Below are 25,033 nucleotides of genomic sequence, written 5' to 3' on the forward strand. Positions count from 1 at the left end.
TCGGCCGCCGCGGGATCGGACTCGGCCGCCGGCGCCTCGGATCCATCCGAAGCGTTGTCCTCGCGTCCACCGGACTCGGTATCGGCCGCACGCCGCCGCCGGCGTCGCCGCCGCGCGGGTGCCTCGGCCGGCTGCGCCTCGTCGTCCGGACCCGTCCCGGCCGGCGCGTCGGCCGAGGTTGCGGTCACGTCCGCCTCGACCGGTTTGCCGCCGCGCGTGCGCCGGCGGTTGCGCTTACGCGGTGCCCGCTCGGGCCGCTCGACCACCACGGCATCGGGATCACGCTGGGGCTTGTGCGCCCCGACGGTGCCGGTGACGCCCTCCGGGATGCCCAGGTCGGCGAACAGGTGCGGGGAGCGTGAATAGGTTTCCACGGGGTCGGGGATGCCCAGCCCGAGCGCGGCATCGATGGACGCCCAGCGGGTCAGTTCGTCCCAGTCGATCAGGGTGACCGCGACACCGGTGCGCCCGGCCCGGCCGGTGCGGCCGATCCGGTGCACATAGGTCTTCTCGTCCTCCGGGCACTGGTAGTTCACGACGTGCGTCACATCATCGATATCGATACCGCGTGCCGCGACATCGGTCGCGACCAGGACATCGATGGTGCCCTTCCGGAATTTCGCCAGCGCTTTCTCGCGCGCGATCTGCCCGAGATCGCCGTGGACCGCGCCGACCGCGAATCCGCGTTCGGCCAATTCGTCGGCGACTTTCTGCGCGGTGCGTTTGGTGCGGGTGAAGATCATGGTGGCGCCCCGGCCCTCGGCCTGTAGCACCCGTGCGACCAGTTCGCTCTTGTCCAGCGCGTGCGCCCGGTACACGAATTGTGCGGTGCGATCGTGTACCGCCGAGTCATGGGGTTCCTCTGCCCGGATATGAGTTGGGCGAGTGAGGAAAGTGCGGGCCAGGGTGATGATCGGACCGGGCATGGTCGCCGAGAACAACATGGTCTGCCGTTTGTCCGGCACCATGCCGAGAATGCGCTCGATATCGGGCAGAAAGCCCAGGTCGAGCATTTCGTCGGCCTCGTCCAATACCAGGACGCCCACTTTGCCGAGGATCAGGTGCTGCTGATCGGCCAGGTCGAGCAGGCGGCCCGGTGTGCCGACCACGACGTCGACCCCGGCGCGCAGCGCCTCGATCTGCGCTTCGTAGGGGCGACCGCCGTAGATCGAGGTGACCCGCAGTGGCCCCTTCTGGTTCGTGAGGTATTTCGCCGCGTTCTCCAGGTCCTGGGTCACCTGGATGCACAGTTCGCGCGTCGGCACGATGACCAGGGCGCGCGGAGTGCCGTCCAGCGGCGTGGTCCCGGATTCGATGCTGCTGATCCGGTGCAGCAAGGGAACTCCGAACCCGAAGGTTTTGCCCATACCGGTACGGGCCTGACCGATGAGGTCCTCCCCGGCCAGGGCCAGGGGCAGGGTGAGTTCCTGGATTGCGAAAGTGCGTTCGATACCGATCTCACCGAGCGCGCGTACGATTTCGTCGCGTACTCCCAATTCGGTGAAAGTCGGTGCGGTGTGTGCGGAGTCCAACTCGGCTGTCAGCAGCGTCTCCGCCAGACCGGGTTCCGGTTCAACTGTGATCTTGCTCAGGTTCGTGCCTTCCCTCGTTATCGCGCTACACGCGCACGAGGCGTGGGGCGGACCGGCCGGTCCGCGACGACCACGGATCCGCCCTGCGATACTCACCCGGGCCGCCGCCGGATGTCGGCAGGTGCCCCGATGGGGGCAGCGAAGCTCGGACATCGGCGCAGCGCATCGGTGACGCGGATCTGGTGCGCGCACATTTTCCGTGGACCCCGGAGAATTCTTCGACCACCGCACGACGCACCGTGGCGGTGCGCGACTATCGGCGCTGCCGGTTCTCATGGATCGGCTGAATTCTTCCGTTGTCCGTCGCGATTGTAGCGTGCTATTGTTCCGCGCTCCGAAAGGCGCTCGCGCAAATCCGCTGGATGTTGATCTTTTCGATGACCACTCCGGGTGAGCCGCGCTGTGTGGCAGAGCGTTTCGCCCGGTGCGGCAGCTGTTCGCACGCACCCGGGAGCCGGTATTCGCGGTAAGTGATTCGGCACACACCCGAACGGCCGGGAGCCGGCATAGCTGGTACCGCCATATACATCTATGAGAGATTCGTGCCGTGAGCATCGCAGACCGAGGTATCGCCCTGGCCGATCGCGCCGTCCGCGCGGTGGATCCGGACGGTGAGCTGGCCCGGGCCGTCGAGCGGGCCGCGCGCAACGCCTGGGCCATGACCTTCGGCGACGGCGTCGAAGGGCGCCGGCCCACCCCGTCGTCGGTGCTGTGGGACCGGCCGCATCGCCTGCTCCGCCGTTTCGAACCCGCCCTGCTCGCCGGTACCACCGACCCGTCGGCGGCCGCGGTACTGCTGGTGCCGCCGCTCGCCGCGCCCGCGAGCTGCTTCGACCTGCGCCCGGGCCAGAGTCTCGCGGAGTTCCTGCTGGAGACCGGTCGCGCGCCGTATGTGATCGACTACGGCGAGATCACCTACGCCGACCGCCGGATGGGCTTCGACGACTGGGTCTACGACATCCTGCCCGAGGCGATCCGCCGCACCGCCGCCGATCGGGCCGCCGCCGGCGGCGAGCCGGAGGTGGACCTGGTCGGCTGGTCGCTGGGCGGCACCATGGCACTGCTGACCGTGGCCGCGGACAACGATCTGCCGGTGCGTTCGATCACCGCGATCGGTGCGCCGCTGAACTACCGCGCGATGCCGCTGACGCCGCAGCTCGCCGCGGCCGCCCGGCTCACCGGCACCGGCGATGCCGTGGGTGCGGCGTTGCGCGCGGTGGGCGGTGTTCCGGCCCCCCTGACCCGGCTCGCGTACCGCATCACCGCCTGGGACCGAGAGGTCAAACGGCCCTGGTTCGTCGCCAGCAACCTCGCCCGCACCGAATCGTTGGCCCGGATGGAGGCCATCGACCGCTTCATGGCCGATATGCCCGGCTACCCGGGTCGCATGTACCAGCAGCTGTGGAACCGGCTGGTGCTGCGCGACGAAATCGGCCGCGGTGTGGTCGATCTCGGGCGCGGGCCGGTCCGCCTGGCCGACATCATCGCCCCGGTGCTGCTGGTCGGCGGGCCCGCCGATGTCATCACTCCGGCCCGTGCGGTCGAGCACGGACTGAAAACGCTCACCGGTGCGAAAGCGGTCCACTACGAAACCGCGCCCGGCGGACATCTCGGCATACTCACCGGTGCCACCGCCCGCGCGACGACCTGGAACTATCTGGACAAGTTCCTCACAACACCCGTGTGAGCGCGGCATCGCGCAACGCGGGCGTACTACGCTGGAGTTCCATGGGAGCACAGTCACCGGCCGGTCTGAGTGTTACAGCGAGCGATTCGTCGGCTTCGCCGATTCCTGCCGATCATGCCGGCGTGACCGACCTGTTCGCGGTACTCGCCTATGGCGAGATATCCGCGTTCTACCGGCTGAGCGAGGAAGCCACGCTGTCACCCACCCTGCGCGGCAAGGTCGCGGTGGCCCGGATGGCGGCGGCCGAACTCGCGCATTTCGAACGGCTGGACGCGGCACTGAGCGCGCGCGGCGCCGATGTGTACGCGGCCATGGCTCCGTTCACCCGGGCGCTCGACGACTACCACCGCTCCACCGACCCGTCCACCTGGCTCGAGTCGATGGTCAAATTCCACGTCGGTGACGGTATCGCCGCCGACTTCTATCGGGAGATCGCCGGTGCGCTTAGCCCGGATGTGGCCGCCGTGGTGCGAGATGTGCTCGCCGACACCGGCCATTCGGAATTCGTCGTGGAAGAGGTCCGCCGCGCGGTCGCGGCCAGCCGGTCCGAACGAGACCGGCTGACGCTGTGGGGCCGCCGTCTGCTCGGCGAAGCGATCACCCAGGCCCAGTATGTGATGGCCCAGCGCGACGAACTCACCGAACTCGTCCTGGCCGCCACCGGAGACCTCAACGGGATCGCCACGCTGTTCGAACATATGCAGAGCGCCCACGCCGAACGAATGGCGGTACTCGGTCTCTGACGTTTCGACCCGGCCGGACGACAGTGACTCGGGCCTCTCCGGGCCGGTCGAGGCACCCGCCTGAGAACCCTTCCATTCCCACTCCGGATGGTCCACCTCCGTGGTCGGGGCCCGCCCCCGATTCTGGACCGACGGAGCGAAGGAGCGCAGCGACTGAGCGGAGGAGGGAAGAATCGGGGTCACAGGGCCCCGACCCGCGGCGCCGGAGGCGCCGCCATAAACACTGTTCGCTGACAGCGCACCCCGTCGTGTGTCCGGGCTCCGGCGGCTCAACTAGCCTTACTGGGACAGCACAGGACTCTAGGTTCGGAGGTTGGCCGTGGAGGTCAAGATCGGTATTTCGGATAGCCCGCGTGAACTCGTCATCGCCAGCTCGCAGAGCCCGGACGAGGTCGAGGCTCTGGTTTCCGAGGCGCTGGCCGCTACCAGCGGGGTCCTGGCGCTGGCCGACGAGAAGGGCCGCAAGTACCTGATCCAGGCCGGCAAGGTCGCCTATGTGGAGATCGGGGCCGTGACCGGCGGCCGGGTGGGCTTCGCCGCGGTCTGAGGACCGGGCCCCGACGATCGGAAGCCCCTGCCGGTCCGGCAGGGGCTTCGTCGTGTCCGGGTCGGCGGGAGTTCAGCCGATCGGGTGCAGGGGGACGTGTTTGAGGCCGCCCCAGGCCAGTGCGACCGTGGTGTCCACCGCTTCGTCCTTGGGAATGGGGCGGTCGGCTTCCAGCCAGTATCGGGCGGTGAACTGGCTCGCGCCGACCAGACCGACCGCGAGGATGCGGGCCCGGTAGGGGTCGAGGCCGGAATCGTGGGCGACGAGGTCGTAGACGGCGTCCACGCAGGCTTCGGTGGCTTGTTCGACGCGGCGCTGGACCTGGGGCTCGTTGGTGAGATCGGATTCGAAGACCAGCCGGAAGCCCTGCATCTCATTGTCGACGAAGTCGTAGTAGGCCGCGACCGCCGCGCGCACGCGCTGCTTGTTGTCGGTGGTGGAGCGCAGCGCCTGACGCACGCTCGACACCAGCATGTCGACATAGTTCTGCAGGACGGCCAGGTACAGCTCCAGCTTGCTGGTGAAGTGCTGATACAGCACCGGCTTGCTGACGCCTGCGCACTGGGAGATCTCGTCCATACCGGCGGCGTGATAGCCGCGTAGTACGAAGATCTCGCTGGCGGCGGCAAGTAGTTGCTGGCGCCGCTCGTCACGGGGAAGCCGGGTGCCACGTTTGGGGGCGGTGCCGGACGACGAGCGGGACGTCATCCGGTCCACGAGGTCGGTCATATTCGGATCTCCCAGTCGATTCCCCGGCAAAGGGGTGTGTACCGGGTCTTTCGAGCACCATACTCGCTTCCGATGCTGTTGCCGACCCGGGTTGGCGAACCCGGGATGGGCCCCGATCCGCATGGTGCTCTTCGGGAATGCTCGAAAGTGGCTCGGCGGCTCCGGGGGGCGCGGCCGCCGGGGGTACTTCCATTGTGGCTGTTACGGCGGGTTGTGAGAGTCTGGAGCCGTGACCGACCGACCGGAAAACCCCTCCGGCGGCGGGCGCAGCGCGCACCGCCCCCAGGATTCGGATGTCGCGGTCGCCGCGGGGGCGGCGATGGCGATATCGCACGACGACGGATCCCGGGAGCCGTTACGCGCGCGCCGGGACCCGGAGGGTGATCCGCCGTCCGCCGCCCCGCTCGCGGCCGGGCGGCGACCGCGGCGGCTGCGTCACGTCGTATCCAGATACGGGTGGCGGGTGTACGCATTGCCGGTCCTGCTGGCGCTGACGGTGTTCGTCGTGGTCGACGCGGTGCGCACCGGTCGTGGAGGCCCCGTGGATCCGATCGATCCCGGTTTCGGGGCGTTGGGTCCGCCGCCGGCCAGTGCGGGAGTCATCGGCGCACCGCCGGGCGACGGGACCTTCCCCGAGGATCTGCCGATCGGGGCGCTGCCCGCGGGCGGGAAGTTCACCGAGACGGGTATGGGCACCTGGCGGATAGTGCCGGGCACCTCCGCCCGAATCGGCGCGGGTGAGCAGTACACCTTCACCTACACCGTCGAAATCGAGAACGGCATCGACACGCGTAATTTCGGCGGCGACGAATCGGTGGCCCGGATGGTCGATTCCACGCTGGGTAATCCGAAGAGCTGGGTGCACGACCGCAAGTTCGCCTTCCAGCGCATCGATCGCGGAGAGCCGGATTTCCGGATCTCGCTCACCGCCCGCGCGACCACCCGCGAAGTCTGCGGATTCGATATCCCGATCGATTCCTCGTGCTACAACTCCGATCGCGCCCGGGTGGTGCTGTCGGAGGCGCGCTGGGTACGCGGGGCTCCGGCGTTCGACGGCGATATCGGCTCCTACCGGCAGTATCTTGTCAACCACGAGGTCGGGCACGCCATCGGCTATCACGAGCATCAGCCTTGCGAGAGCGAGGGCGGTCTGGCCCCGGTGATGATGCAGCAGACCTTCGGCACCGCCAACAACGAGATCGCCGTCCTGGATCCGTACGGGGTGGTGCCGATGGACGGCAAGACCTGCCGCTTCAACCCCTGGCCGTATCCGCGCGGCTGAGCGGGCCCCGGTGCACCCGGGTCCGCCGCCGGGGACCGGCGCCGGCCCGGGAAGAATGGCTCGCGCGCCGGCGTTGTACAGGGAACCTACGCCGGTGTGGGTGCGGGTCACAGCGGCCACGGGTCACCGCCGTACGCACCCCGCACACCCACATCCGGCTATTTCGATACGAGGAGTTCGAAGACGTGTCATCACCGCAGTCCCTGCCCCCACTTGTGGAGCCCGCCGCCGAGCTGACCAGGGACGAGGTCGCCCGTTACAGCCGTCACCTGATCATCCCCGACCTCGGGATGGACGGGCAGAAACGGCTGAAGAACGCGAAGGTGCTCGTGATCGGCGCCGGCGGGCTGGGTTCTCCGGCCCTGCTGTACCTGGCCGCCGCCGGCGTGGGCACCCTGGGCATCGTCGAGTTCGACGAGGTCGATGCCTCGAATCTGCAGCGGCAGGTCATCCACGGTGAATCCGATATCGGCCGCCCCAAGGCCGACAGCGCCCGCGATTCCATTCTGGAGATCAACTCCGGGATCGATGTGCGCTTGCACAAGATCCGGCTGGAGCCGGAGAACGCGGTGGCGCTCTTCGCCGAATACGACCTGATTCTGGACGGTACCGACAACTTCGCGACCCGCTACCTGGTCAACGATGCCGCGGTGCTGGCCGGCAAACCGTACGTCTGGGGCTCGATCTACCGGTTCGAGGGCCAGGTCTCGGTGTTCTGGGAGGACGCCCCGGACGGTCGCGGGATCAACTACCGGGATCTGTACCCGGAGGCCCCGCCGCCCGGAATGGTTCCCTCCTGCGCCGAGGGCGGCGTGCTGGGCGTGCTGTGCGCGTCCATCGGTTCGGTCATGGTGACCGAGGCCATCAAACTGATCACCGGTATCGGTGACCCGCTGCTGGGCCGGCTCATGGTGTACGACGCACTCGATATGAGCTACCGGACCATCAAGCTGCGCCGCGATCCCGCGCGGCAGCCGATCACCGAACTGATCGACTACGAGGCGTTCTGCGGTGTGGTGTCCGAGGAGGGGCAGGCCGCGGCCGCCGGTTCCACCGTGACCGCACGTGAGCTCAAGGAACTGCTGGACGCCGGTGATGTGGAGTTGATCGATGTGCGTGAACCGGTGGAATGGGACATCGTGCACATCGAGGGCGCGACGCTGATCCCGAAGGATCGCATCCTCTCGGGGGAGGCACTGGCCGAACTGCCGCAGAACCGCAAGATCGTGCTGCACTGCAAGACGGGTATCCGGTCGGCCGAGGCGCTGGCCGCGCTCAAACGGGCCGGGTTCGCCGACGCCACGCATCTACAGGGCGGCGTGATCGCTTGGGCGCACCAGGTCGACCCCTCGCTGCCGGTGTACTGAGCCGCCGCGCGAAACAGGCCGCTGACCTGCGCGTGAGCCGCGCGCGGGCGGCGGCTCCGGTCCCCGCGCGCGGTATGTGACCGAGGACGGTCGCGGTGTGTCGCGGCACTGCTACGACACGGTGTGGCGCGATACCCGGGCCCGGTGGCGGGAGTACGGTACGGCCGTGACCACCACTGTCGAACCCCCCGAACATGTGCGGGCCACGTACGGTCTGCGGGAAATGACCCCCGTCGCTCTGGGCGACTGGGAGGGTGGCTGGCGCCTCGGTGATGTGGTGCTCAGCCCCGTCGCCGACCATGCGCGCGCGGCCTGGTCGGCGAAGGTTCGGGAGAGCCTGCGGGTGGACGGGGTGCGGGTGGCCCGCCCGGTGCGGGCCACCGACGGCCGGTACGTGGTGTCGGGCTGGCGATGCGACACGTATATGTCGGGCTGTCCCGAACCGCGGCACGACGAGGTGGTATCGGTTTCGCTGCGACTGCACAAGGCCACCGCGACTCTCGAGCGGCCCCGCTTCCTCTCCCAGCCACCCGTCACACCCTGGCTGGACGTGGACGTTTTCGTCGCCGCGGACCGGGCTGCGTGGGAGGCCGTGCCGCTGCGGACGCTGCGCGCGGCGGGCGCGGTGATGGAGAACTCGCCCGACGGACGGCACAGCCTGGAACTGATCGGTCAGCTGGCCACGCTGCGCAAACCCGTGCGGACGCCGCCGCAGCTGGTGCACGGCGACCTGTTCGGCACCGTGCTGTTCGCCGGGGCGCAGACACCCGCGCTCACCGATCTGACCCCGTACTGGCGGCCACCGGCGTGGGCGGCGGGCGTGGTCGTGGTGGACGCGCTGTCGTGGGGTGGGGCCGATGACGGGCTGCTCGAACGCTGGTCCGACCTGCCGGAATGGCCGCAGATGTTGTTGCGCGCGGTGATGTTCCGGCTGGCGGTCCATGTGCTGCATCCGCGGTCCACACCGGAAGCGCTGCCGGGGTTGGTCCGGACGGCGGATATGGTGCGATTCCTGCTGTGACAGCGTGCCTGCCCCGGCCCACCGATCCGAACCCGGCAATCCGAGATGTCGGACAGGCTCTGGGCCTCGTCCGCTCCACGCGGGACCCGAGATGAGTGAGGGCCCGGCCGGTATCGAACCGGCCGGGCCCTGCCCTGGCTGCGGAGCCCTCAGACGTTGGCGTACGCCAGCGAGGGCACCCGGCCCACCGCGAACGAGGCGCGGCGGTAGAACCACCAGGTGACCCCGGCCATCACCAGGAACGTGGCAGCGTAGGCCCAGAACGCGGGCGCCATGGTGCCGAAATGGGTATTGGACAGGCGCAGTGCCTGCTGTAGCACGAAACCGCCGAAGGCACCGACCGCCCCGATGACCCCTATGGCCGCGCCCGCCTGCCGCTTCGCCGAGGCCGCCCCCTCCGCCGGCTCCAGACCGTGCTCGGAGGCGTACTTCTTGGCCTCGGCGCCGAAGATGGACGGGATCATCCGGTAGGTGGAGCCGTTACCGATACCGGTCAGCACGAAGAGCATGAGGAAGGCGAGCAGGTAGAGCGGAAAACTCTTCATCTCGAGCGCGGCCATGATGAGTGCGACCGCGACGGCCATCCCGCCGAATACGGCGATGGTGATCTTCGCGCCGCCGCCCAGTCTGTCGGAGAGCCAGCCGCCGAACGGCCGGGAGAAGGAGCCGACGAGGGCGCCGAGGAACGCGAGATTGCCGAGGGTGGTGATCCAGCCGATGCTCGCCAGATCCGGGAAGTTGGCCTTGATGAGTGTCGGGAAGGCGAACGAGAATCCGATGAACGAGCCGAAGGTACCGATGTAGAGAAACGCCATCACCCAGGTGTGGTGATTGGTCAGCGCGGGTTTGTAGGACCGTCCGTCGGATTTCGCGGTGGACAGGCTGTCCATGTACCGCAGCGCGCCGAACGCGGCGGCCAGGATGAACGGAATCCACACCAGCACCGCCAGGGTGATCCCGAAGCGGTATCCGGCCGCGTCCTTCGCGGTGAGATGGGTGCCGAGGGTGATCAGCAGCGGCACCAGCAGCTGGGTCTGGGCGACACCGAGATTGCCGCCCGCGGCATTGATCCCGAGCGCCGCACCCTTCTTCCCGTCGGGGAAGAAGAACGAGATATTGGCCATCGACGACGAGAAATTGCCGCCACCGAAACCGGACAGCGCGGCCAGGACCACGAAAACCCACAGGGGCGTGCCGGGCTGGTTGACGAAGACGATCAGGCCGACGACGGGGACGAGCAGCATCGCGGCGCTGAACACCGTGAAGGCCCGTCCGCCGAACCGAGGGATGGCGAAGGTGTAGGGAATGCGCAGGGTCGAACCGACCAGCGTGGGAATGGACGTGAGCAGCAGGGCATTGCCGACCGCGACCGGGTCACCTTTGCCGAGCCCGTCCAGGAATGCGAATCCGGCAGCGCCCATTCCGGTCACGACGCTGGCCCACAGGACCCAGATACTGAATCCGAGGTTCTCCGCGAACACCGAGAACAGCAAGTTCTTCTTGGCGGTGCGGTCGGCGCCGGATTTCCAGAACCGCTCGTTGTCCGGTTCCCACCGGTCGATCCAGCGACCCCGGCGCTGGTGGACGAAAGTCGTTGCGGTCTCGGGTGGTTGCCGGCCGGTGTCGGCTGTCGCGGTCATCGGCGCCCCTCTCGTCGTTACTCGACGCCCCCCGGACCGGGGCGCCCGGCTGCGGCAGTCGGGCGGTCGAGTGTGGTGTCGTGACGTGAGAAAACGCTAGGAGCCGGGTGTTTCCACCACGTGGCGCGCAATGACGATCGCCACAAATCCCGCTCACGGCACAGCCGCACCCGGGTGATCGGTCCGTAACCTCGATGGAACCCGTCAGTGGTCGCGGTAATCGGCCAGCAGGGTGTCGAGGAAGCATCGGGTGGTGCGGGCGGCCTTTTCGGCGTCACCGTCGATGATGGCCTGTACCAGTTCGCGATGTTCGGCGGCGTACCAGCTGTCGATCCGGTCGGTGCGCGAACGGATCCCGGACTCGATGTAGCCCAGCAACGAGTCGTAGAACTCGATGTACACGGCGTTGCCGCTGGCGAGCACGATCGCCCGGTGTAGTTGGACATCGGCCTCGATGGCCGCGGCCCGATCCACCCGCCACAGCCGGTTGCGGTCGTCGAGCAGCCGGCGCAGGGTGGCGATATCGGTGTCGTCGCGCCGGTGGGCGGCCAGCGCGGCGGCGGTGGCCTCGAGTCCGTGGCGTAATTCCAGGACATCGCGTTCGGCGGCTTCAGCGAAATATTTGGTCAGTGTCCCGCCCACCTCGGAGGTGGCGATGACATAGGTACCGGAACCCTGCCGCCGTTCCAGCATGCCGGCATGGACCAGCGCCTGGACGGCCTCGCGTAGGGTGTTGCGGCCGGTGCCGGTGAGTTCGGCCAATTCGGGCTCGGTGGGGATCCGCGTCCCGATCGGCCAGCGTCCCGAGCGGATATCTTCTTTGAGTTGCTCGGTTACCTGGGCGATGAGACTGGTGCGGCGCACGCTTTGCACGGCAACAGAGTACCGCCCATCACAATCTGGTTGCCCTGGTCATAGGGTCATCCTATGATTTTGCGGTGACTGCTGCGCTGCCCGAGACCACCCAAGCGGCCGATCCACCTCTCGAGCAGCGGAAACGCAAACTGATCGAAGGCCGCTTACTGGTACTCGCGGCAATAGTCATGTCCGCGCTCGTGCTCCGGGTGGCCGTCACCGCCTTCACACCGCTCGCCGAGGACATCGGGCGCGATATCGGCTACTCCACCGCCGTCGTCGGTGTCTTCGGGATGATCCCGACCCTCATGTTCTCGGTGACCGGCCTACTGGCGCCGCTGCTGGCCCGCCGGCTCGGGCTGGAGCGGACGGCGCTGCTCGCGATGGCGGCGGCGGGGACGGGCATGCTCGTGCGTGTCCTCGTCTCTGGGACGGTCGAACTGCTGTTGTTCTCCGCGCTCGCGCTCGGCGGTATGGGGATCGGCAATATTGTGGTCCCGCCACTGGTCAAACGTTATTTCCCGGACCGGCTCGCCACGGTCAGCGCGCTCTACATCACCATGGTGCAGATCGGTACCGTACTGCCGGCGCTGGTCGCGGTGCCGCTGGCGCAAGCGCACGGCTGGCGCGTCTCTCTGGGGGTATGGGCCCTGCTCGGCTTCGCGGCGGCCGTCCCCTGGATCGGGGTACTGCGCACCCGGCGCGGCCGGACGGCGGCGGACACGACGGGCCTGCCGGATCCCGGCAGCGCCCCGGTCCCGAAGGTATGGCGCTCGCCCCTGGCCTGGGGGATGGCGGCCACCTTCGGGATGACCTCGCTGACCACCTACTCGGTGTTCACCTGGCTGCCGACGATCCTGGCCGACGCCGGTGCCGACGCGGCCTTCGGTGGTTCGATGGTGGCGCTCTTCGCCCTCGTCGGACTGGTCGCCGCCCTCACCGCGCCCACGGTGGCCGCCCGGCTCACCAACCCGTATCCGGTGGTCGTGGGTTGTGCCGCCTGTTTCTTCGTGGCCTTCGCCGGGCTGCTCTTCGCGCCCATGAGCGCGCCCGTTCTGTGGGTGGCGATCCTCGGTTTCGGCCCGAGTACCTTCCCGATGACACTCACCCTCATCAATCTGCGTACCCGGACTCCGGCCGGTTCGGCCGCTCTGTCGGGCTTCACGCAGGGCGTCGGTTACGCGCTGGCGTGTGTGGGACCGCTGGTGTTCGGCATGCTGCACACGGTCACCGGCGGGTGGGCGGCCCCGTTCGCGCTGCTCTGTGTCTCGGTGCTGGTGCTGCTGACCGGCGCCTGGCAGGCGTGTAAACCGCGGATGCTCGAGGACACCGTCTCCCCGCGCTGAACCGGTGACGCGGGGCCGTCGCCTCGGTGGCCGGTCCGGCGCCCGGAGTTGCGCCGGAAGGTGACGCGGGTCATGATCGGCTCAGCCCTCACCGCGTTCCGCGGCGGATATGGGCACTTCGTCACCGGCGGAAATGCCGATGACACCACGAGTTAACATCGGCGGCCTGCTCACCTGAGTGCCGCGAACCGCGTGAGAAACCGTTGATTCGACGGTCATCTCGGGCAGCATTTTCGCAATACCGGTTTCCTACCGTGGGGTCGAACCACGTTGGGAGGCCCTTTTGAGCACGCAGACCGAAAGCCGCGGCAACGCCCTGGCGGTGATGTGGCGGCGGCCGAAACTGGAGCGCTGGGACGCCGAGGACACCGCGGCCTGGGAGGCCGGCGGTAAGAGGATCGCCACACGCAATCTGATCTGGTCGGTCGTGGCCGAGCACATCGGATTCTCGATCTGGTCCATCTGGTCGGTCATGGTGCTGTTCATGCCGGCCGAAACCTATGGGATCGACGCGGCGGGCAAGTTCTTCCTGGTCGCCGTGCCGACGCTGGTCGGCGCGTTCCTGCGCATCCCGTACACGGTCGCCACGGCCCGGTTCGGCGGTCGCAACTGGACCGTGTTCAGCGCCGCCGCACTGCTGGTGCCGGCCGTGCTCACCCTGTACTTCGTGAACCAGCCCGGGACCTCCTATACGACCTACCTGATCGTCGCGGCGTTCGCCGGTCTGGGCGGTGGCAATTTCGCCTCCTCGATGACCAATATCAATGCCTTCTACCCGCAACGACTCAAGGGCTGGGCCCTGGGGATGAACGCCGGTGGCGGCAATATCGGGGTCCCGGTCATCCAATTGTTCGGGCTGCTGGTCATCGCGACCCTCGGCAACGAGTACGCCTCGGTCATCTGCGCGACCTATCTGGTGCTGGTGGTGCTCGCCGGACTCGGCGCGGCGCTGTTCATGGACAACCTGCCGAACCAGAAGGCCGATCTGTCCTTCATGCTCACCGCGTTGAAAGTGCCGCAGTCGTGGGCGGTTTCGTTCCTCTACATCGGCACCTTCGGTTCCTTCATCGGGTACAGCTTCGCGTTCGGGCAGATACTGCAGATCAGTTTCGTCGCCGGCGGGGACACCGCGGCCCAGGCCACGCTGCACGCCGCGCAGATCGCTTTCATCGGACCGCTGCTCGGGTCGATCGCCCGCCCCTACGGCGGCAAACTCGCCGACCGGATCGGCGGCAGCCGGGTCACCCTGTTCACCTTCGCGGCCATGATGGTCGCGGCGATCGCGGTGGCCACGGCCTCGACGGTTGCCGACGGCTCGCACAAGGGCTTCTCCGGTCCGGTGCTGGGCGCGCTGGTGGCCGGTTTCGTGGCGCTGTTCATCCTGTCCGGACTGGGCAACGGATCGGTCACCAAGATCATCCCGTCGGTCTTCGACGCCAAATCCCGCAGTCTGGACGCGACCCCCGCCGCACGTGCCGCCTGGGCGCAGAACACCTCGGGTGCGCTGATCGGATTCGTCGGCGCCATCGGCGCCCTGGGCGGTTTCGGCATCAACCTGGTGCTGCGGTCGTCGTACTCCTCGACCCAGTCCGCGACCACCGCCTTCTGGGTGTTCACGGTGTTCTACATCGCCTGTGCCCTGGTCACCTGGGCGATTTTCCTGCGCCGCCCCGGCGCCCCGGTCCGCGACCACGAAGTCGTCGCGGCGGCCGAGGCCCTGGTCCGGCGGGCGGAATCCGATTCCCGCCACTCCCGGCCCACCGAGTCCCGGTCCGCCCGGTCGTCGGCGACCCTCTGACCCCGGATCTCCACGGAGGACACCATGAACGCACAGCGCAGAACAGTCGTCGTCGCCGGTCACGGCATGGTCGGGCACCGGTTCGTCGAGGCCGTCCGCGCCCGGGACGAGTCGGGGCAGTGGCAGGTCGTCGTGCTCGGCGAAGAGAAATCGGCCGCCTACGACCGGGTCGGCCTGTCCTCCTACGTCGGCAACTGGGACGCCGCCTCGCTGGCGCTGCCGGGTAACGAGTACGCCGGCGACGAACTGGTCGACCTGCGCCTCGGACAGCGGGCCGAGGCCATCGACAAAGACGCCCAGAAGGTCACCACCACCTCCGGTGAGGTGCTCGACTACGACGCGCTCGTCCTGGCGACCGGTTCCTACCCGTTCGTACCGCCCGTGCCGGGGCACGAACACCAGGAATGTTTCGTCTACCGGACCATCGAGGACCTGGACGGTATCCGGGCCGCGGCCGACGCGGCCGGACCGGGCGCCCACGGTGTGGTCGTGGGCGGTGGCCTGCTCGGGCTGGAGGCCGCCAACGCGCTGCGCCTGCTCGGGCTCACCCCGCACGTGGTCGAGTACAACGACCGCCTGATGCCGGCCCAGATCGACGAGGGCGGGGGCGCGATCCTGGAGAAACTGGTCACCGACCTGGGGTTGCGGGTGCACACCGGGGTCGGGACCGCCGGGATCGAACGCGACGCGGCCGCCGGCCCGGCCGAACGGTTGCGGGTCACCCTGTCCGACGACACCGTGATCGATGCCGCGCTGGTGGTGTTCTCCGCGGGGGTCCGCCCGCGTGACGAGCTCGCCCGCGAAGCCGGGCTCGAGGTCGGCCCGCGCGGTGGCGTGATCACCGATCTGGGCCTGGCCACCTCGGATCCGAATATCTACGCCATCGGGGAATGCGCCGCGATCGAAGGGGTCTGCTACGGGCTGGTGGCGCCCGGCTACAGCACTGCCGAGATCGTGGCCGACCGTCTGCTGGGTGGTGCCGGTGAGTTCCCCGGCGCCGATATGTCCACCAAGCTCAAACTGCTCGGGGTGGATGTGGCGAGCTTCGGCGACGCGCACGGCAGAACCGAGGGCGCGCTGTCGGTGGTGCTGCACGACGCCGCCCGGGGCACCTACGCGAAACTGGTGATCTCCGACGACGCGCAGACCCTGCTGGGCGGCATCCTGGTCGGCGATGCCACCCAGTACGCCGCGCTGCGCCCGCTGGTGGGCCGGCCGCTACCGGCCGAACCGGCCGCGCTCATCTCCCCGGCCGGGGCGGAACTGGGTGCCGACGCGCTGCCCGACGAAGCCCAGATCTGCTCCTGCAACGATGTGAGCAAGGGGGCCATCTGCGGCGCCATCGCCGAGGGCGCCTGCGATATCCCGGCCATCAAGGCCTGCACCAAGGCCGGCACCTCCTGCGGCGGTTGTGTGCCGATGATCAAGAAGGTGCTCGAACAGTCCGGCGTCGAGATGTCCAAGGCGCTGTGCGAGCACTTCGAGCAGTCGCGCGCCGAACTGTTCCGGATCGTGCAGGCGACCGGTATCCGTACCTTCTCCGAGCTCATCGCCCGCCACGGCCGGGGGACCGGCTGCGATATCTGCAAGCCGACGGTCGCCTCGATTCTGGCCTCCACTTCCAGCGATCACATCCTGGAGGGCGAACAGGCCGCGCTGCAGGACACCAACGATCACTTCCTGGCCAATATGCAGAAGAACGGCACCTACTCGGTGGTGCCGCGGATGCCCGGCGGCGAGGTCACCCCGGAACAGCTGATCGTGATCGGTGAGGTCGCCAGGGAATTCGGTCTCTACACCAAGATCACCGGCGGGCAGCGGATCGACCTGTTCGGCGCGCGGGTGGAACAGCTGCCACTCATCTGGAAGCGCCTGGTGGACGCCGGTATGGAATCGGGCCACGCGTACGGTAAATCGCTGCGCACGGTGAAGAGTTGCGTCGGTTCCACCTGGTGCCGGTACGGCCAGCAGGATTCGGTCGGCATGGCCGTACTGCTGGAGAAGCGTTACCGGGGGCTGCGTTCGCCGCACAAACTGAAACTGGCCGTATCCGGTTGCGCCCGGGAATGCGCCGAGGCCCGCGGCAAGGATGTGGGCGTCATCGCCACCGAGAACGGATGGAATCTCTATGTGGGCGGTAACGGCGGCCTGACCCCCAAACACGCGGTCCTGCTCGCGGGCGACCTCGACGACGAGACCCTCATCGCCTATATCGACCGCTATCTGATGTTCTACATCCGCACCGCGGACCGGCTGCAGCGCACCGCGCCGTGGCAGGAGGACCTCGGTATCGACTACGTGCGCGAGGTGGTGTGCGAGGACAGCCTCGGGATCGCCGCCGATCTGGAGCAGGCGATGGCCGACCATGTGGCCGGTTACCGCGACGAATGGGCCGCGGTCCTCGACGACGAGGAGAAGCTTTCGCGGTTCGTCTCGTTCGTCAACGCCCCGGCCGAGGCCGACCCCACCATCGCCTTCGATGACAGCGGCGAGCGCAAGGTCCCGGTCCTGCTCGGCCTGCCCGGCATGCCCGGAGGAGGTAGCGGAGCGTGACCACGCAGGGCGTGCCGGGTGGCAGCGCCGGTCGCTACGCATGAGAAATGACGGCTTAACCGTCAGGAAACAGGCCGCCGGTACCAATGGGTAACGGCGTGTGGAGGAGAACACCTATGACCGTGATCGATACCCCAGTAGTTGTTCCGGCCACCACCGGGTGGACCCGGGCGTGCCCGCTCGAATACCTGATCCCCGGCCGCGGTGTGGCGGTGCTGCTGGCGGGCGGGGCCCAAGCGGCCCTGTTCCTGTTGCCCGAGGGCACGTTGTACGCGGTCGGCAATATCGATCCGTTCGGCCGGGCGGCGGTGATGTCGCGCGGTATCGTCGGCGACCGTGGCGGTGAGCCGGTGGTCACGTCACCGCTGCTGAAGCAGGCCTTCTCCCTGCTCGACGGCCGGTGCCTGGACGACGCCACAATGCGCCTGCCGGTATATTCCGTGCGCGTGGACGACGGACAGGTGTCGATCTCGGACCGGCCCGTGACGGTGGCCCCGGACGGCTGCCCGGTATGACAGTTCCCGAGACGAACACCTCGCTGGCCGGTTTCACGATCGGTATCACCGCGGCCCGGCGGGCCGAGGAATTCGCCACGCTGCTCACCCGCCGCGGTGCCTCGATCGTGTCCGCACCGGCCATCCGGATCATCCCGCTCGCCGACGACACCGAACTGGAACGGGTGACCGGCGAGCTGGTGGCCGATCCGCCGCAGATCGCCGTGGCCACCACCGGTATCGGTTTCCGTGGCTGGATGGAGGCCGCCGAGGGCTGGGGCCTGGCCGAACAGTTGCGAGCGACCCTGGGCGGTACCCGGATGCTGGCCCGGGGCCCGAAGGCCAAAGGCGCGATCCGGGCCGCCGAACTGCGCGAGGAGTGGTCGCCGGCGTCGGAGTCCTCGGCCGAGGTATTGGATCATCTGCTCGCCGAAGGCGTCGAAGGTGTGCGGATCGCGGTCCAATTGCACGGCGCCACCACCGAATGGGAACCGATCCCCGACTTCTGCGAAGTCTTGCGATGTGCGGGAGCCGATGTGGTGCCCGTACCGGTGTACCGGTGGGAACCGCCCGCCGACCGCGGTCCGATGGATCAGTTGATCGAGGCCATCGTGACCTCCGCGATCGACTGTGTGACCTTCACCAGCGCCCCGGCCGTCGCGTCGCTGCTGATGCGTGCCAAGGAAACCGGAGTTCTGGAGGGGGTGTTGCACGCGTTGCGCAGCCGGGTACCGGCGGCCTGCGTCGGCCCCATCACCGCGGCCCCGCTCGAGGAACTCGGTGTCCCCACCACGATGCCCGGCCGGGCCCGGCTGGGCGCGCTGGCCCGCCACGTCGCGGAGGAACTTCCGCGCCGGGCCGGCCGGATCAATGCCGCCGGCCACACCATCAGCGTGCGCGGCGCGTGTGTGGTGGTGGACGGCACGGTGAAACAGCTCGCCCCGGCGCCCATGGCGCTGATGCGCTCACTGGCCCGCCAGCCCGGCCGGGTGGTCTCCCGCGAAGATCTGCTGGCGGCGCTGCCCGGCGGCGGCGACGATACGCACGCGGTGGAGACCGCGATCGCGCGGCTGCGGGCGGGTCTGGGCACGCCCAAAGCGATCCAGACCGTGGTCAAGCGCGGGTACCGGCTGGCCATGGATCCGGCCGAATGCACCGACAACAATGCCGATACGGCGCAACCGGCCGCGGCCCCGGCGCGCAACCCGCGCTATGTCCGGACGGTGGTGCCGGGGTGAGGCCGCCGCCCGCGCTGGTGCTGGTCGCGCACGGCACTCGCAGTGCCAAGGGTGTGCAGATGATCGCCGCGCTGGCCGAAGCGGTCGGACACGAACTGGACCGGCGGCCCGGCGCTGCGGACGGCCGCTGCGTCCATCCCGCTGCGTCCGGCCGCCGCGTCACCACACCGCCCGGCGCGCCCGGTTACGTGAACTGCGGTTGCATGCCCGGGCCGACGGCGGGACCCGATGCGGACCCGGTCGTGCGCACGGCGTTCGTCGATGTGCTGGGTCCCTCGCCCGCCGAGGTGCTGCGGGATCTGGCCGCCCGGGCCGTGGTGACCGGCGGTTCCGTTCCGGCCGTGGTGGTCCCGGCTTTTCTGGCCTCCGGATATCACGTCTACCAGGACGTACCCCGCGAGGTGGCCGATAGCGGCCATCCCGCGGTGACCGTTACCGCGGCAATGGGTCCCGACCCCGCACTGGCCCGCATCATGGCCCTCCGGCTGCGGGCGGCCGGTTGGCGGCCCGGCGACGCCGTCGTCTTCGCGGCCGCGGGCTCCTCGGACCCGCGCGCCCGCACCGATGTGCGCCGCGCCGCCGCCATGCTCACCGCACAGCTCGCGACTCCGGTACGCACCGCCTACGTCGCCACCGGGGCGCCCCGCGTACCCGAAGTCGTGGCGCAGCTGCGGGAGAGCGGACAGGAGCGGGTGTTCATCGCCTCCTATCTGCTCGCCCACGGACTCTTCCACGAGCGGCTGCACCAGGCGGGCGCGACCGGGGTGGCCGAGCCGATCGGGATCCATCCGGCCGTGGTCCGGCTGATCGTGGACCGCTACCGCGGCGCTGTCCGGCACGTAGACCGGCAACGAGTGCGCTGATCGCGGTGCCGCTGCTCCCGCGGTGTTCGCCGGGTATCGCGGCGGACGGCCCGTCAGTGCCCCTCGCGCAACCGGATGCCGCTGAACCCCAGGTTGTCGCCGGCGTGCCCCAGCCCATCGCCCGCGGGCATTGCCGGGGAAACCAGTAGTCGGGTGTGCGGGCCGCGTCCACGGCACAGACCTACGGTGGGGACTGCCGGGCGGTCGCGGCCGTATGCGGCACGAAGCGGGTGATCACCGGGTCTTCGGAGAAGTGCAGTACCGCACCGGGTCCGGGTCGCGCGGGACCGACCCTGGCGAAGGGGGCGGGCGGGAGGGATCAGACCCGGTACCAGACGAACGGGTCCTCGCGGGTCGGGCCGTACCGGTCGATCTGATCGAACAGCAGGGCGGCCGGTTCCACGACCGCACTGCGACCTCGGGCGTCGTCGTAGGCCACCAGGATCCCGACGAAGGCGGCGTGCCCGTCGGCGGTCTGGCGGTACACCACCCCACCGGAATCGCCGGCCTCGGCGCCGAGCGCGTTGGTGGCGTAGAGCCATTCCTCGTTCGCCTCGGTGATCGACCCGCAGGTCCAGCCGGTGGTCGCACCGATCTTGCAGACCTCCTGGCCCAGTTGCGGTTCCATATCCACCGTGGACAGCCCGAAGCGTCCCATGGACGCGGCGACGCCGATCCCGTCGTAGAGGCGGATCAACCCGAAACCGAACTTCAGGCCCTCGTCCGGGCGGTGGACTTCGAACCAGCCGATCGGGTTACCGACCTTGTCGGTGACGATTCCCTGGTGGTAGCAGTGGCCGGCGGTCACCGCGTACTGGGCCGCGCCGATCGAGCCGGTGAGTCCCACGGTGCAGCGGGTGGTGACCGCCTTCCCCTCGGCGATCTCGGTGTGCCGGATCTCCATGCCCGGGTACACCGTTACGGTGGGTGCGGCCGCGGTGGGTGCGGCCACGGCCGGGTATCCGGGGAACAGCGCCGTACCGGCCGCGGCGAGCACCGCGCACACCGCCGCGGTGATGGATAGGGAGCGGCGACTGCGTCCCCGCCGGAAAACGCTGAACATCGCGTACCTCGAACCTGCTCGAGCGACCGCCGACGCGGTCGGATCGGGCAGTCAGCGTAGACGATCGGGCGCTCGCCCGCCCGTCGCGGCCCTTCCCAGCCGGTGGAAGTGAGGATCTGCCTACGCCGGGTGGGCGGACGGCGGGTGACGGCGGCCACTCCGGCCTGTGTAAACAAATGTAAACCGCTGGAGAAGCGGCGATTTCCGATATTTCACCGTCGCGGCCCCGCCCGGCCTTCCGGAAGCCGCATCCGCCGCATCCCCCGCGTGTTTTCCCAGGAGATCGGTCGCCGCCGGGGCCGCGCGCATCCGCCCGCCGTGACAACCGGATTGCGGCGACCTCACAGCTCACCGACCTGCGCTTTTCGATGTGAGAACGGCGTTTGGCCAGGTCGGGCGGCGTCCCTACAGTCGGAGCATCAGCTCGATTTCACCGCTTGCAGAAAAGGGGGCGTCGTGGTCGTCTCACGCACTCCGGGCTCGGCGCACACCACCGCGGAACAGCACCCCGGGGCATCGGCGGCCGGGGACGCACTGCTGCGGCTGGGCAAGTATTTCCAGCGCGGCGAGGTCTCCGCGGACCACCGCACGGTGCACAAGGTGGGTGGCCGCGGCGCCGACGAGTTCTATCGGGACCGCTGGTCGCACGACAAGGTGGTGCGCTCCACCCACGGGGTGAACTGCACGGGTTCGTGCTCCTGGAAGATCTATGTGAAGGACGGGGTGATCACCTGGGAGTCCCAGCAGACCGACTATCCGTCGGTCGGCTCGGACAAACCCGAATACGAACCCCGCGGCTGCCCTCGCGGCGCCTCCTTCTCCTGGTACACCTACTCACCGGCCCGGGTGCGGTACCCCTACGTCCGGGGTGCGTTGCTGGAGTTGTACCGGGAAGCCAAGACCCGGTTGAAGGACCCGGTACTGGCCTGGGCCGATCTGATCGAGGACCCCGAACGCGCACGCCGGTACAAGGCCGCGCGCGGCAAGGGCGGTTTCGTGCGCGCCGAATGGTGGGAGGCCGCCGAAATCGCGGCCGCGGCCCACGTCCACACCATCAAGAAGTACGGACCCGACCGTGTCGCCGGATTCTCCCCGATCCCGGCCATGTCGATGGTCAGTCACGCGGTCGGCGCCCGGTTCATCTCGCTGCTGGGTGGGTCGATGCTGTCGTTCTACGACTGGTACGCCGATCTGCCGGTGGCCTCGCCCCAGGTGTTCGGCGACCAGACCGATGTCCCGGAGTCGGCGGACTGGTTCGACGCCGGCTACCTCATCATGTGGGGTTCCAATGTGCCGGTGACCCGTACTCCGGACGCGCACTACATGACCGAGGCCCGCTATCGCGGTCAGAAGGTCGTGGTGGTCTCCCCGGATTACGCCGACAACACCAAGTTCGCCGACGAATGGGTCGCCGCCCGGCCGGGGACCGACGCCGCGCTGGCCATGGCCATGGGTCATGTGGTGCTACGGGAGTTCTTCGTCGACCGGGAGACGCCCCGGTTCCTGGACTACGTCCGCAAGTACACCGATCTGCCCTTCCTGATCACCCTGGACGACGGCGCGGACGGGACGGCGGTGCCCGGGAAGTTCCTGACCGCCGCCGATCTGGGCAACTCCGACGAGGGCGCGGAGTTCCGGACCGTCCTGCTCGACGATGCGGGTGTACCGGTGGTGCCGAACGGTTCGCTGGGGGACCGGTTCGGTGAGAACGGCACCGGACGCTGGAATCTGGATCTCGGGGGTATCGAGCCACTCCTGACGCTGTACGGCCGCACCGACGACGCTGCGGCCGTCCAGTTCCCCCGGTTCGACACCGACACCCCGGGCGTCGTGACCCGCGGCGTACCGACCGCGACGGTCGCCGGGAAACGGGTCACCACGGTGTTCGATCTGCTGCTCGCGCAGTACGCGGTGGGCCGTCCGGGCCTGCCCGGCACCTGGCCGGCCGGCTACGACGACGCCACCGAGCCCTATACCCCGGCCTGGCAGGAAGCCCTCACCGGTGTCCCGGCCGCGCAGGCCCGGCGGATCGCGCGGGAATTCGCCGACAATGCCGACCGGTCCGGCGGCCGCTCCATGATCCTCATGGGCGCCGGAACCAATCACTGGTTCCACTCCGACCAGATCTACCGGTCCTTCTTCACCCTGACCCTGCTCACCGGCTGCCAGGGCGTGAACGGCGGCGGCTGGGCGCATTACGTGGGCCAGGAGAAATGCCGTCCGGTGACCGGCTGGTCGACCCTCGCGTTCGGGCTGGACTGGCAGCGCCCGCCACGCCAGATGCAGGGCACGGTGTTCTGGTATCTGACCAACGACCAGTGGCGCTACGACCCGTTCACCGCCGACGTCTTCTCCTCGCCGCTGGCGAAGGGGAAGTTCGCGGGCCGGACGGCGGCGGACAATATCGCGCTGGCGACTCGGCTGGGCTGGATGCCCTCGTACCCGACCTTCGATCGCAACCCGCTCGACCTGGCCGACGAGGCCGAGGCGGCCGGCCGGACCGCGGCCGAGCATGTGGTGGACGGACTGAAATCCGGGGAGCTGCGCTTCGCCTGTGAAGACCCCGACGCCCCGGAGAACTTCCCACGCGTGCTCACCGTCTGGCGGGCCAATCTGCTCGGCTCCTCCGGTAAGGGCAACGAGTACTTCCACCGGCATCTGCTCGGCGCGGATTCCAATCTGCAGACCACCGACACCACCGGGGTGCGTCCGGAGGAACTGGTCTGGCGCGAGGAAGCCGCCACCGGGAAACTCGATCTGCTGCTGTCGCTGGACTTCCGGATGACCAGCACCACGCTGTTCTCCGATATCGTGCTCCCGGCCGCCACCTGGTACGAGAAATACGATCTGTCCTCGACGGATATGCATCCGTTCGTGCATGCCTTCACCCCGGCCATCTCGCCGCCGTGGGAGGCGAAAACCGATTTCGAGGCATTCCACCGCATCGCTCGCGGCTTCTCCTGGCTCGCCGAGAAACATCTCGGGGTGCGCAAGGACATCGTCGCGGTGCCGCTGCAGCACGATTCACCGGATGCAATGGCCCAGGCCGGGGGACGGGTGCTGGACTGGAAGGCCGGGGAATGCGAACCGGTCCCGGGCAAGACCATGCCGAAACTGGTGGTCGTCGAACGGGATTATGCGAAGATCGCGGAGAAGATGGCCGCGCTGGGGCCGCTGGTGGAAACCCTCGGACTCACCGTCAAGGGCGTCACCACCCATCCCGGCGCCGAGGTGGAATACCTGGCCGGGGCGAACGGGACCGTGGTCTCCGGAGTGGCGCAGGGCCGGCCCTCGCTGGCCCAGGACAGGCATGCCGCCGAGGCGATCCTCGCGTTGTCCGGCACCACCAACGGGCGGCTCGCGGTCGAGGGTTTCCAGGCCCTGGAACGTCGCACCGGCACCGGACTCGCCGATCTGGCGGCCGAACACGAGGGCAAGCGGATCACTTTCGCCGATACACAGGCACGGCCGGTCCCGGTGATCACCTCACCCGAGTGGTCGGGCAGCGAAACCGGGGGGCGCCGCTATTCGCCGTTCACCATCAACACCGAACGGCTCAAACCGTGGCATACGCTCACCGGCCGCCAGCACTTCTATCTCGACCACGACTGGATGATCGAACTCGGCGAACAGCTGCCGACCTTCCGGCCGCCCCTGGACATGACCGCGCTGTTCGCCGAACCCGCCGTCGGCGATATCGGCGACGGCGGGGTCACCGTGCGCTACCTGACCCCGCACTCCAAATGGTCGATCCATTCGGCCTACCAGGACAACCTGCATATGCTGACCCTCTCCCGCGGCGGCCAGACCATCTGGATGTCGGAGAAGGACGCCGCCAAGATCGGGGTGGCCGACAACGACTGGATCGAGGCGATCAACCGCAACGGTGTGGTGGTGGCCCGCGCCATCGTCTCGCACCGGATGCCCGAGGGCACCGTATTCATGTACCACGCGCAGGACCGGGCCGTGGATGTCCCGCGGATCGAGGGCACCGCCGCAGCGGGCAAAACCTTCACCGGCAAGGGCAAACGCGGCGGTATCCACAACGCGCTCACCCGGATCATGATCAAACCCACCCATCTGATCGGCGGTTACGCCCAGCAGTCGTTCGCGCTGAACTACCACGGCCCGACCGGTAATCAGCGCGACGAGGTCACCACCATCCGCCGCCGCAGCCAGCAGGTGGAGTACTGACGTGATCGGGTCGAGCGCGGA

General features: G+C 68.6%; 18 protein-coding genes and 1 pseudogene. 13 read left to right on the forward strand and 6 right to left on the reverse strand.

The features are described from left to right. Positions 1 to 1,613: DEAD/DEAH box helicase (locus NS4_RS28430; protein WP_245665813.1), on the reverse strand; the 1,613-nt coding region annotated here is incomplete at its 3' end. Positions 1,614 to 2,139: 526 nt separating this feature from the next. On the opposite strand from NS4_RS28430, the gene NS4_RS28435 reads away from it, so the two are divergent. The 3 genes from NS4_RS28435 (at position 2,140) to NS4_RS28445 (ending at position 4,569) form a co-directional block, all read left to right on the forward strand. Continuing rightward, a complete protein-coding gene (locus tag NS4_RS28435; protein ID WP_369690232.1) occupies positions 2,140 to 3,279 on the forward strand; it encodes an alpha/beta hydrolase in 1,140 nt (379 codons plus the stop codon). Between the two features lie 41 nt (positions 3,280 to 3,320). After that, positions 3,321 to 4,022 (forward strand): ferritin-like fold-containing protein, encoded by a 702-nt coding sequence (locus tag NS4_RS28440; protein WP_063062568.1) that lies wholly within the window; start codon positions 3,321 to 3,323, stop codon positions 4,020 to 4,022. A 319-nt stretch (positions 4,023 to 4,341) separates the two neighbouring features. After that, a complete protein-coding gene (locus tag NS4_RS28445) occupies positions 4,342 to 4,569 on the forward strand; it encodes a DUF3107 domain-containing protein (protein ID WP_039826274.1) in 228 nt (75 codons plus the stop codon). Between the two features lie 72 nt (positions 4,570 to 4,641). Here NS4_RS28445 and fasR read toward each other — a convergent pair whose 3' ends face one another. After that, positions 4,642 to 5,298, reverse strand: coding sequence for an HTH-type transcriptional activator FasR (gene fasR, locus NS4_RS28450; RefSeq protein WP_030523399.1), 657 nt, complete (start codon positions 5,296 to 5,298; stop codon positions 4,642 to 4,644). Positions 5,299 to 5,527: 229 nt separating this feature from the next. Here fasR and NS4_RS28455 point away from each other — a divergent pair, with 229 nt between their 5' ends. The 3 genes from NS4_RS28455 (at position 5,528) to NS4_RS28465 (ending at position 8,968) form a co-directional block, all read left to right on the forward strand. Next, entirely contained in the window at positions 5,528 to 6,580 is a 1,053-nt protein-coding gene (locus tag NS4_RS28455; RefSeq protein WP_245665805.1) for a DUF3152 domain-containing protein, read from the forward strand. A 185-nt stretch (positions 6,581 to 6,765) separates the two neighbouring features. Continuing rightward, positions 6,766 to 7,947 (forward strand): adenylyltransferase/sulfurtransferase MoeZ, encoded by a 1,182-nt coding sequence (moeZ, locus tag NS4_RS28460; RefSeq protein WP_063062569.1) that lies wholly within the window; start codon positions 6,766 to 6,768, stop codon positions 7,945 to 7,947. Positions 7,948 to 8,113: 166 nt separating this feature from the next. Further along, positions 8,114 to 8,968 (forward strand): TIGR02569 family protein, encoded by an 855-nt coding sequence (locus NS4_RS28465; protein ID WP_281220035.1) that lies wholly within the window; start codon positions 8,114 to 8,116, stop codon positions 8,966 to 8,968. A gap of 149 nt (positions 8,969 to 9,117) precedes the next feature. Here NS4_RS28465 and NS4_RS28470 read toward each other — a convergent pair whose 3' ends face one another. Both NS4_RS28470 and NS4_RS28475 read right to left on the reverse strand, forming a co-directional pair. Beyond that, positions 9,118 to 10,608, reverse strand: a complete 1,491-nt coding sequence (locus tag NS4_RS28470) for an MFS transporter (RefSeq protein WP_063062570.1) — start codon at positions 10,606 to 10,608, stop codon at positions 9,118 to 9,120. Positions 10,609 to 10,812: 204 nt separating this feature from the next. After that, positions 10,813 to 11,481: a FadR/GntR family transcriptional regulator gene (locus NS4_RS28475; RefSeq protein WP_063062571.1), complete on the reverse strand. Its 669-nt coding sequence runs from the start codon at positions 11,479 to 11,481 to the stop codon at positions 10,813 to 10,815. A gap of 65 nt (positions 11,482 to 11,546) precedes the next feature. Here NS4_RS28475 and NS4_RS28480 point away from each other — a divergent pair, with 65 nt between their 5' ends. From NS4_RS28480 to NS4_RS28505, 6 genes are all read left to right on the forward strand, one after another. Beyond that, positions 11,547 to 12,809: an MFS transporter gene (locus NS4_RS28480; protein ID WP_063062572.1), complete on the forward strand. Its 1,263-nt coding sequence runs from the start codon at positions 11,547 to 11,549 to the stop codon at positions 12,807 to 12,809. A gap of 325 nt (positions 12,810 to 13,134) precedes the next feature. After that, positions 13,135 to 14,607, forward strand: a complete 1,473-nt coding sequence (locus tag NS4_RS28485) for a nitrate/nitrite transporter (RefSeq protein ID WP_063062588.1) — start codon at positions 13,135 to 13,137, stop codon at positions 14,605 to 14,607. A gap of 24 nt (positions 14,608 to 14,631) precedes the next feature. Continuing rightward, positions 14,632 to 17,160 (forward strand): nitrite reductase large subunit NirB, encoded by a 2,529-nt coding sequence (gene nirB, locus NS4_RS28490; protein ID WP_063062573.1) that lies wholly within the window; start codon positions 14,632 to 14,634, stop codon positions 17,158 to 17,160. 116 nt (positions 17,161 to 17,276) lie between these two features. Beyond that, on the forward strand, positions 17,277 to 17,675 hold the full coding sequence (gene nirD / locus NS4_RS28495) for a nitrite reductase small subunit NirD (RefSeq protein ID WP_063062574.1): 399 nt from the start codon (positions 17,277 to 17,279) through the stop codon (positions 17,673 to 17,675). Next, a complete protein-coding gene (locus NS4_RS28500) occupies positions 17,672 to 18,892 on the forward strand; it encodes a uroporphyrinogen-III synthase (protein ID WP_063062575.1) in 1,221 nt (406 codons plus the stop codon). Before nirD ends, NS4_RS28500 begins: the two co-directional genes overlap by 4 nt. 59 nt (positions 18,893 to 18,951) lie before the next feature. Then, positions 18,952 to 19,755 carry a sirohydrochlorin chelatase gene (locus tag NS4_RS28505; protein WP_063062589.1) on the forward strand — a complete coding sequence of 268 codons (804 nt, stop codon included), beginning with the start codon at positions 18,952 to 18,954 and terminating at the stop codon, positions 19,753 to 19,755. Positions 19,756 to 19,855: 100 nt separating this feature from the next. Here the strand turns inward: NS4_RS28505 and NS4_RS33920 are convergent. Together NS4_RS33920 and NS4_RS28510 are read right to left on the reverse strand one after the other, a co-directional pair. Further along, a pseudogene (locus tag NS4_RS33920) lies at positions 19,856 to 19,927 on the reverse strand (DUF6886 family protein); the annotation flags it as partial. Between the two features lie 147 nt (positions 19,928 to 20,074). Then, positions 20,075 to 20,818: a chymotrypsin family serine protease gene (locus NS4_RS28510; RefSeq protein WP_063062576.1), complete on the reverse strand. Its 744-nt coding sequence runs from the start codon at positions 20,816 to 20,818 to the stop codon at positions 20,075 to 20,077. A 456-nt stretch (positions 20,819 to 21,274) separates the two neighbouring features. On the opposite strand from NS4_RS28510, the gene NS4_RS28515 reads away from it, so the two are divergent. Then, positions 21,275 to 25,012: a nitrate reductase subunit alpha gene (locus NS4_RS28515; protein WP_063062577.1), complete on the forward strand. Its 3,738-nt coding sequence runs from the start codon at positions 21,275 to 21,277 to the stop codon at positions 25,010 to 25,012. Positions 25,013 to 25,033 lie beyond the last annotated feature (21 nt).

Origin of the sequence: Nocardia sienata NBRC 100364 (genome assembly GCF_001613205.1) — a bacterium.
GTDB classification, from domain to species: domain Bacteria; phylum Actinomycetota; class Actinomycetes; order Mycobacteriales; family Mycobacteriaceae; genus Nocardia; species Nocardia sienata.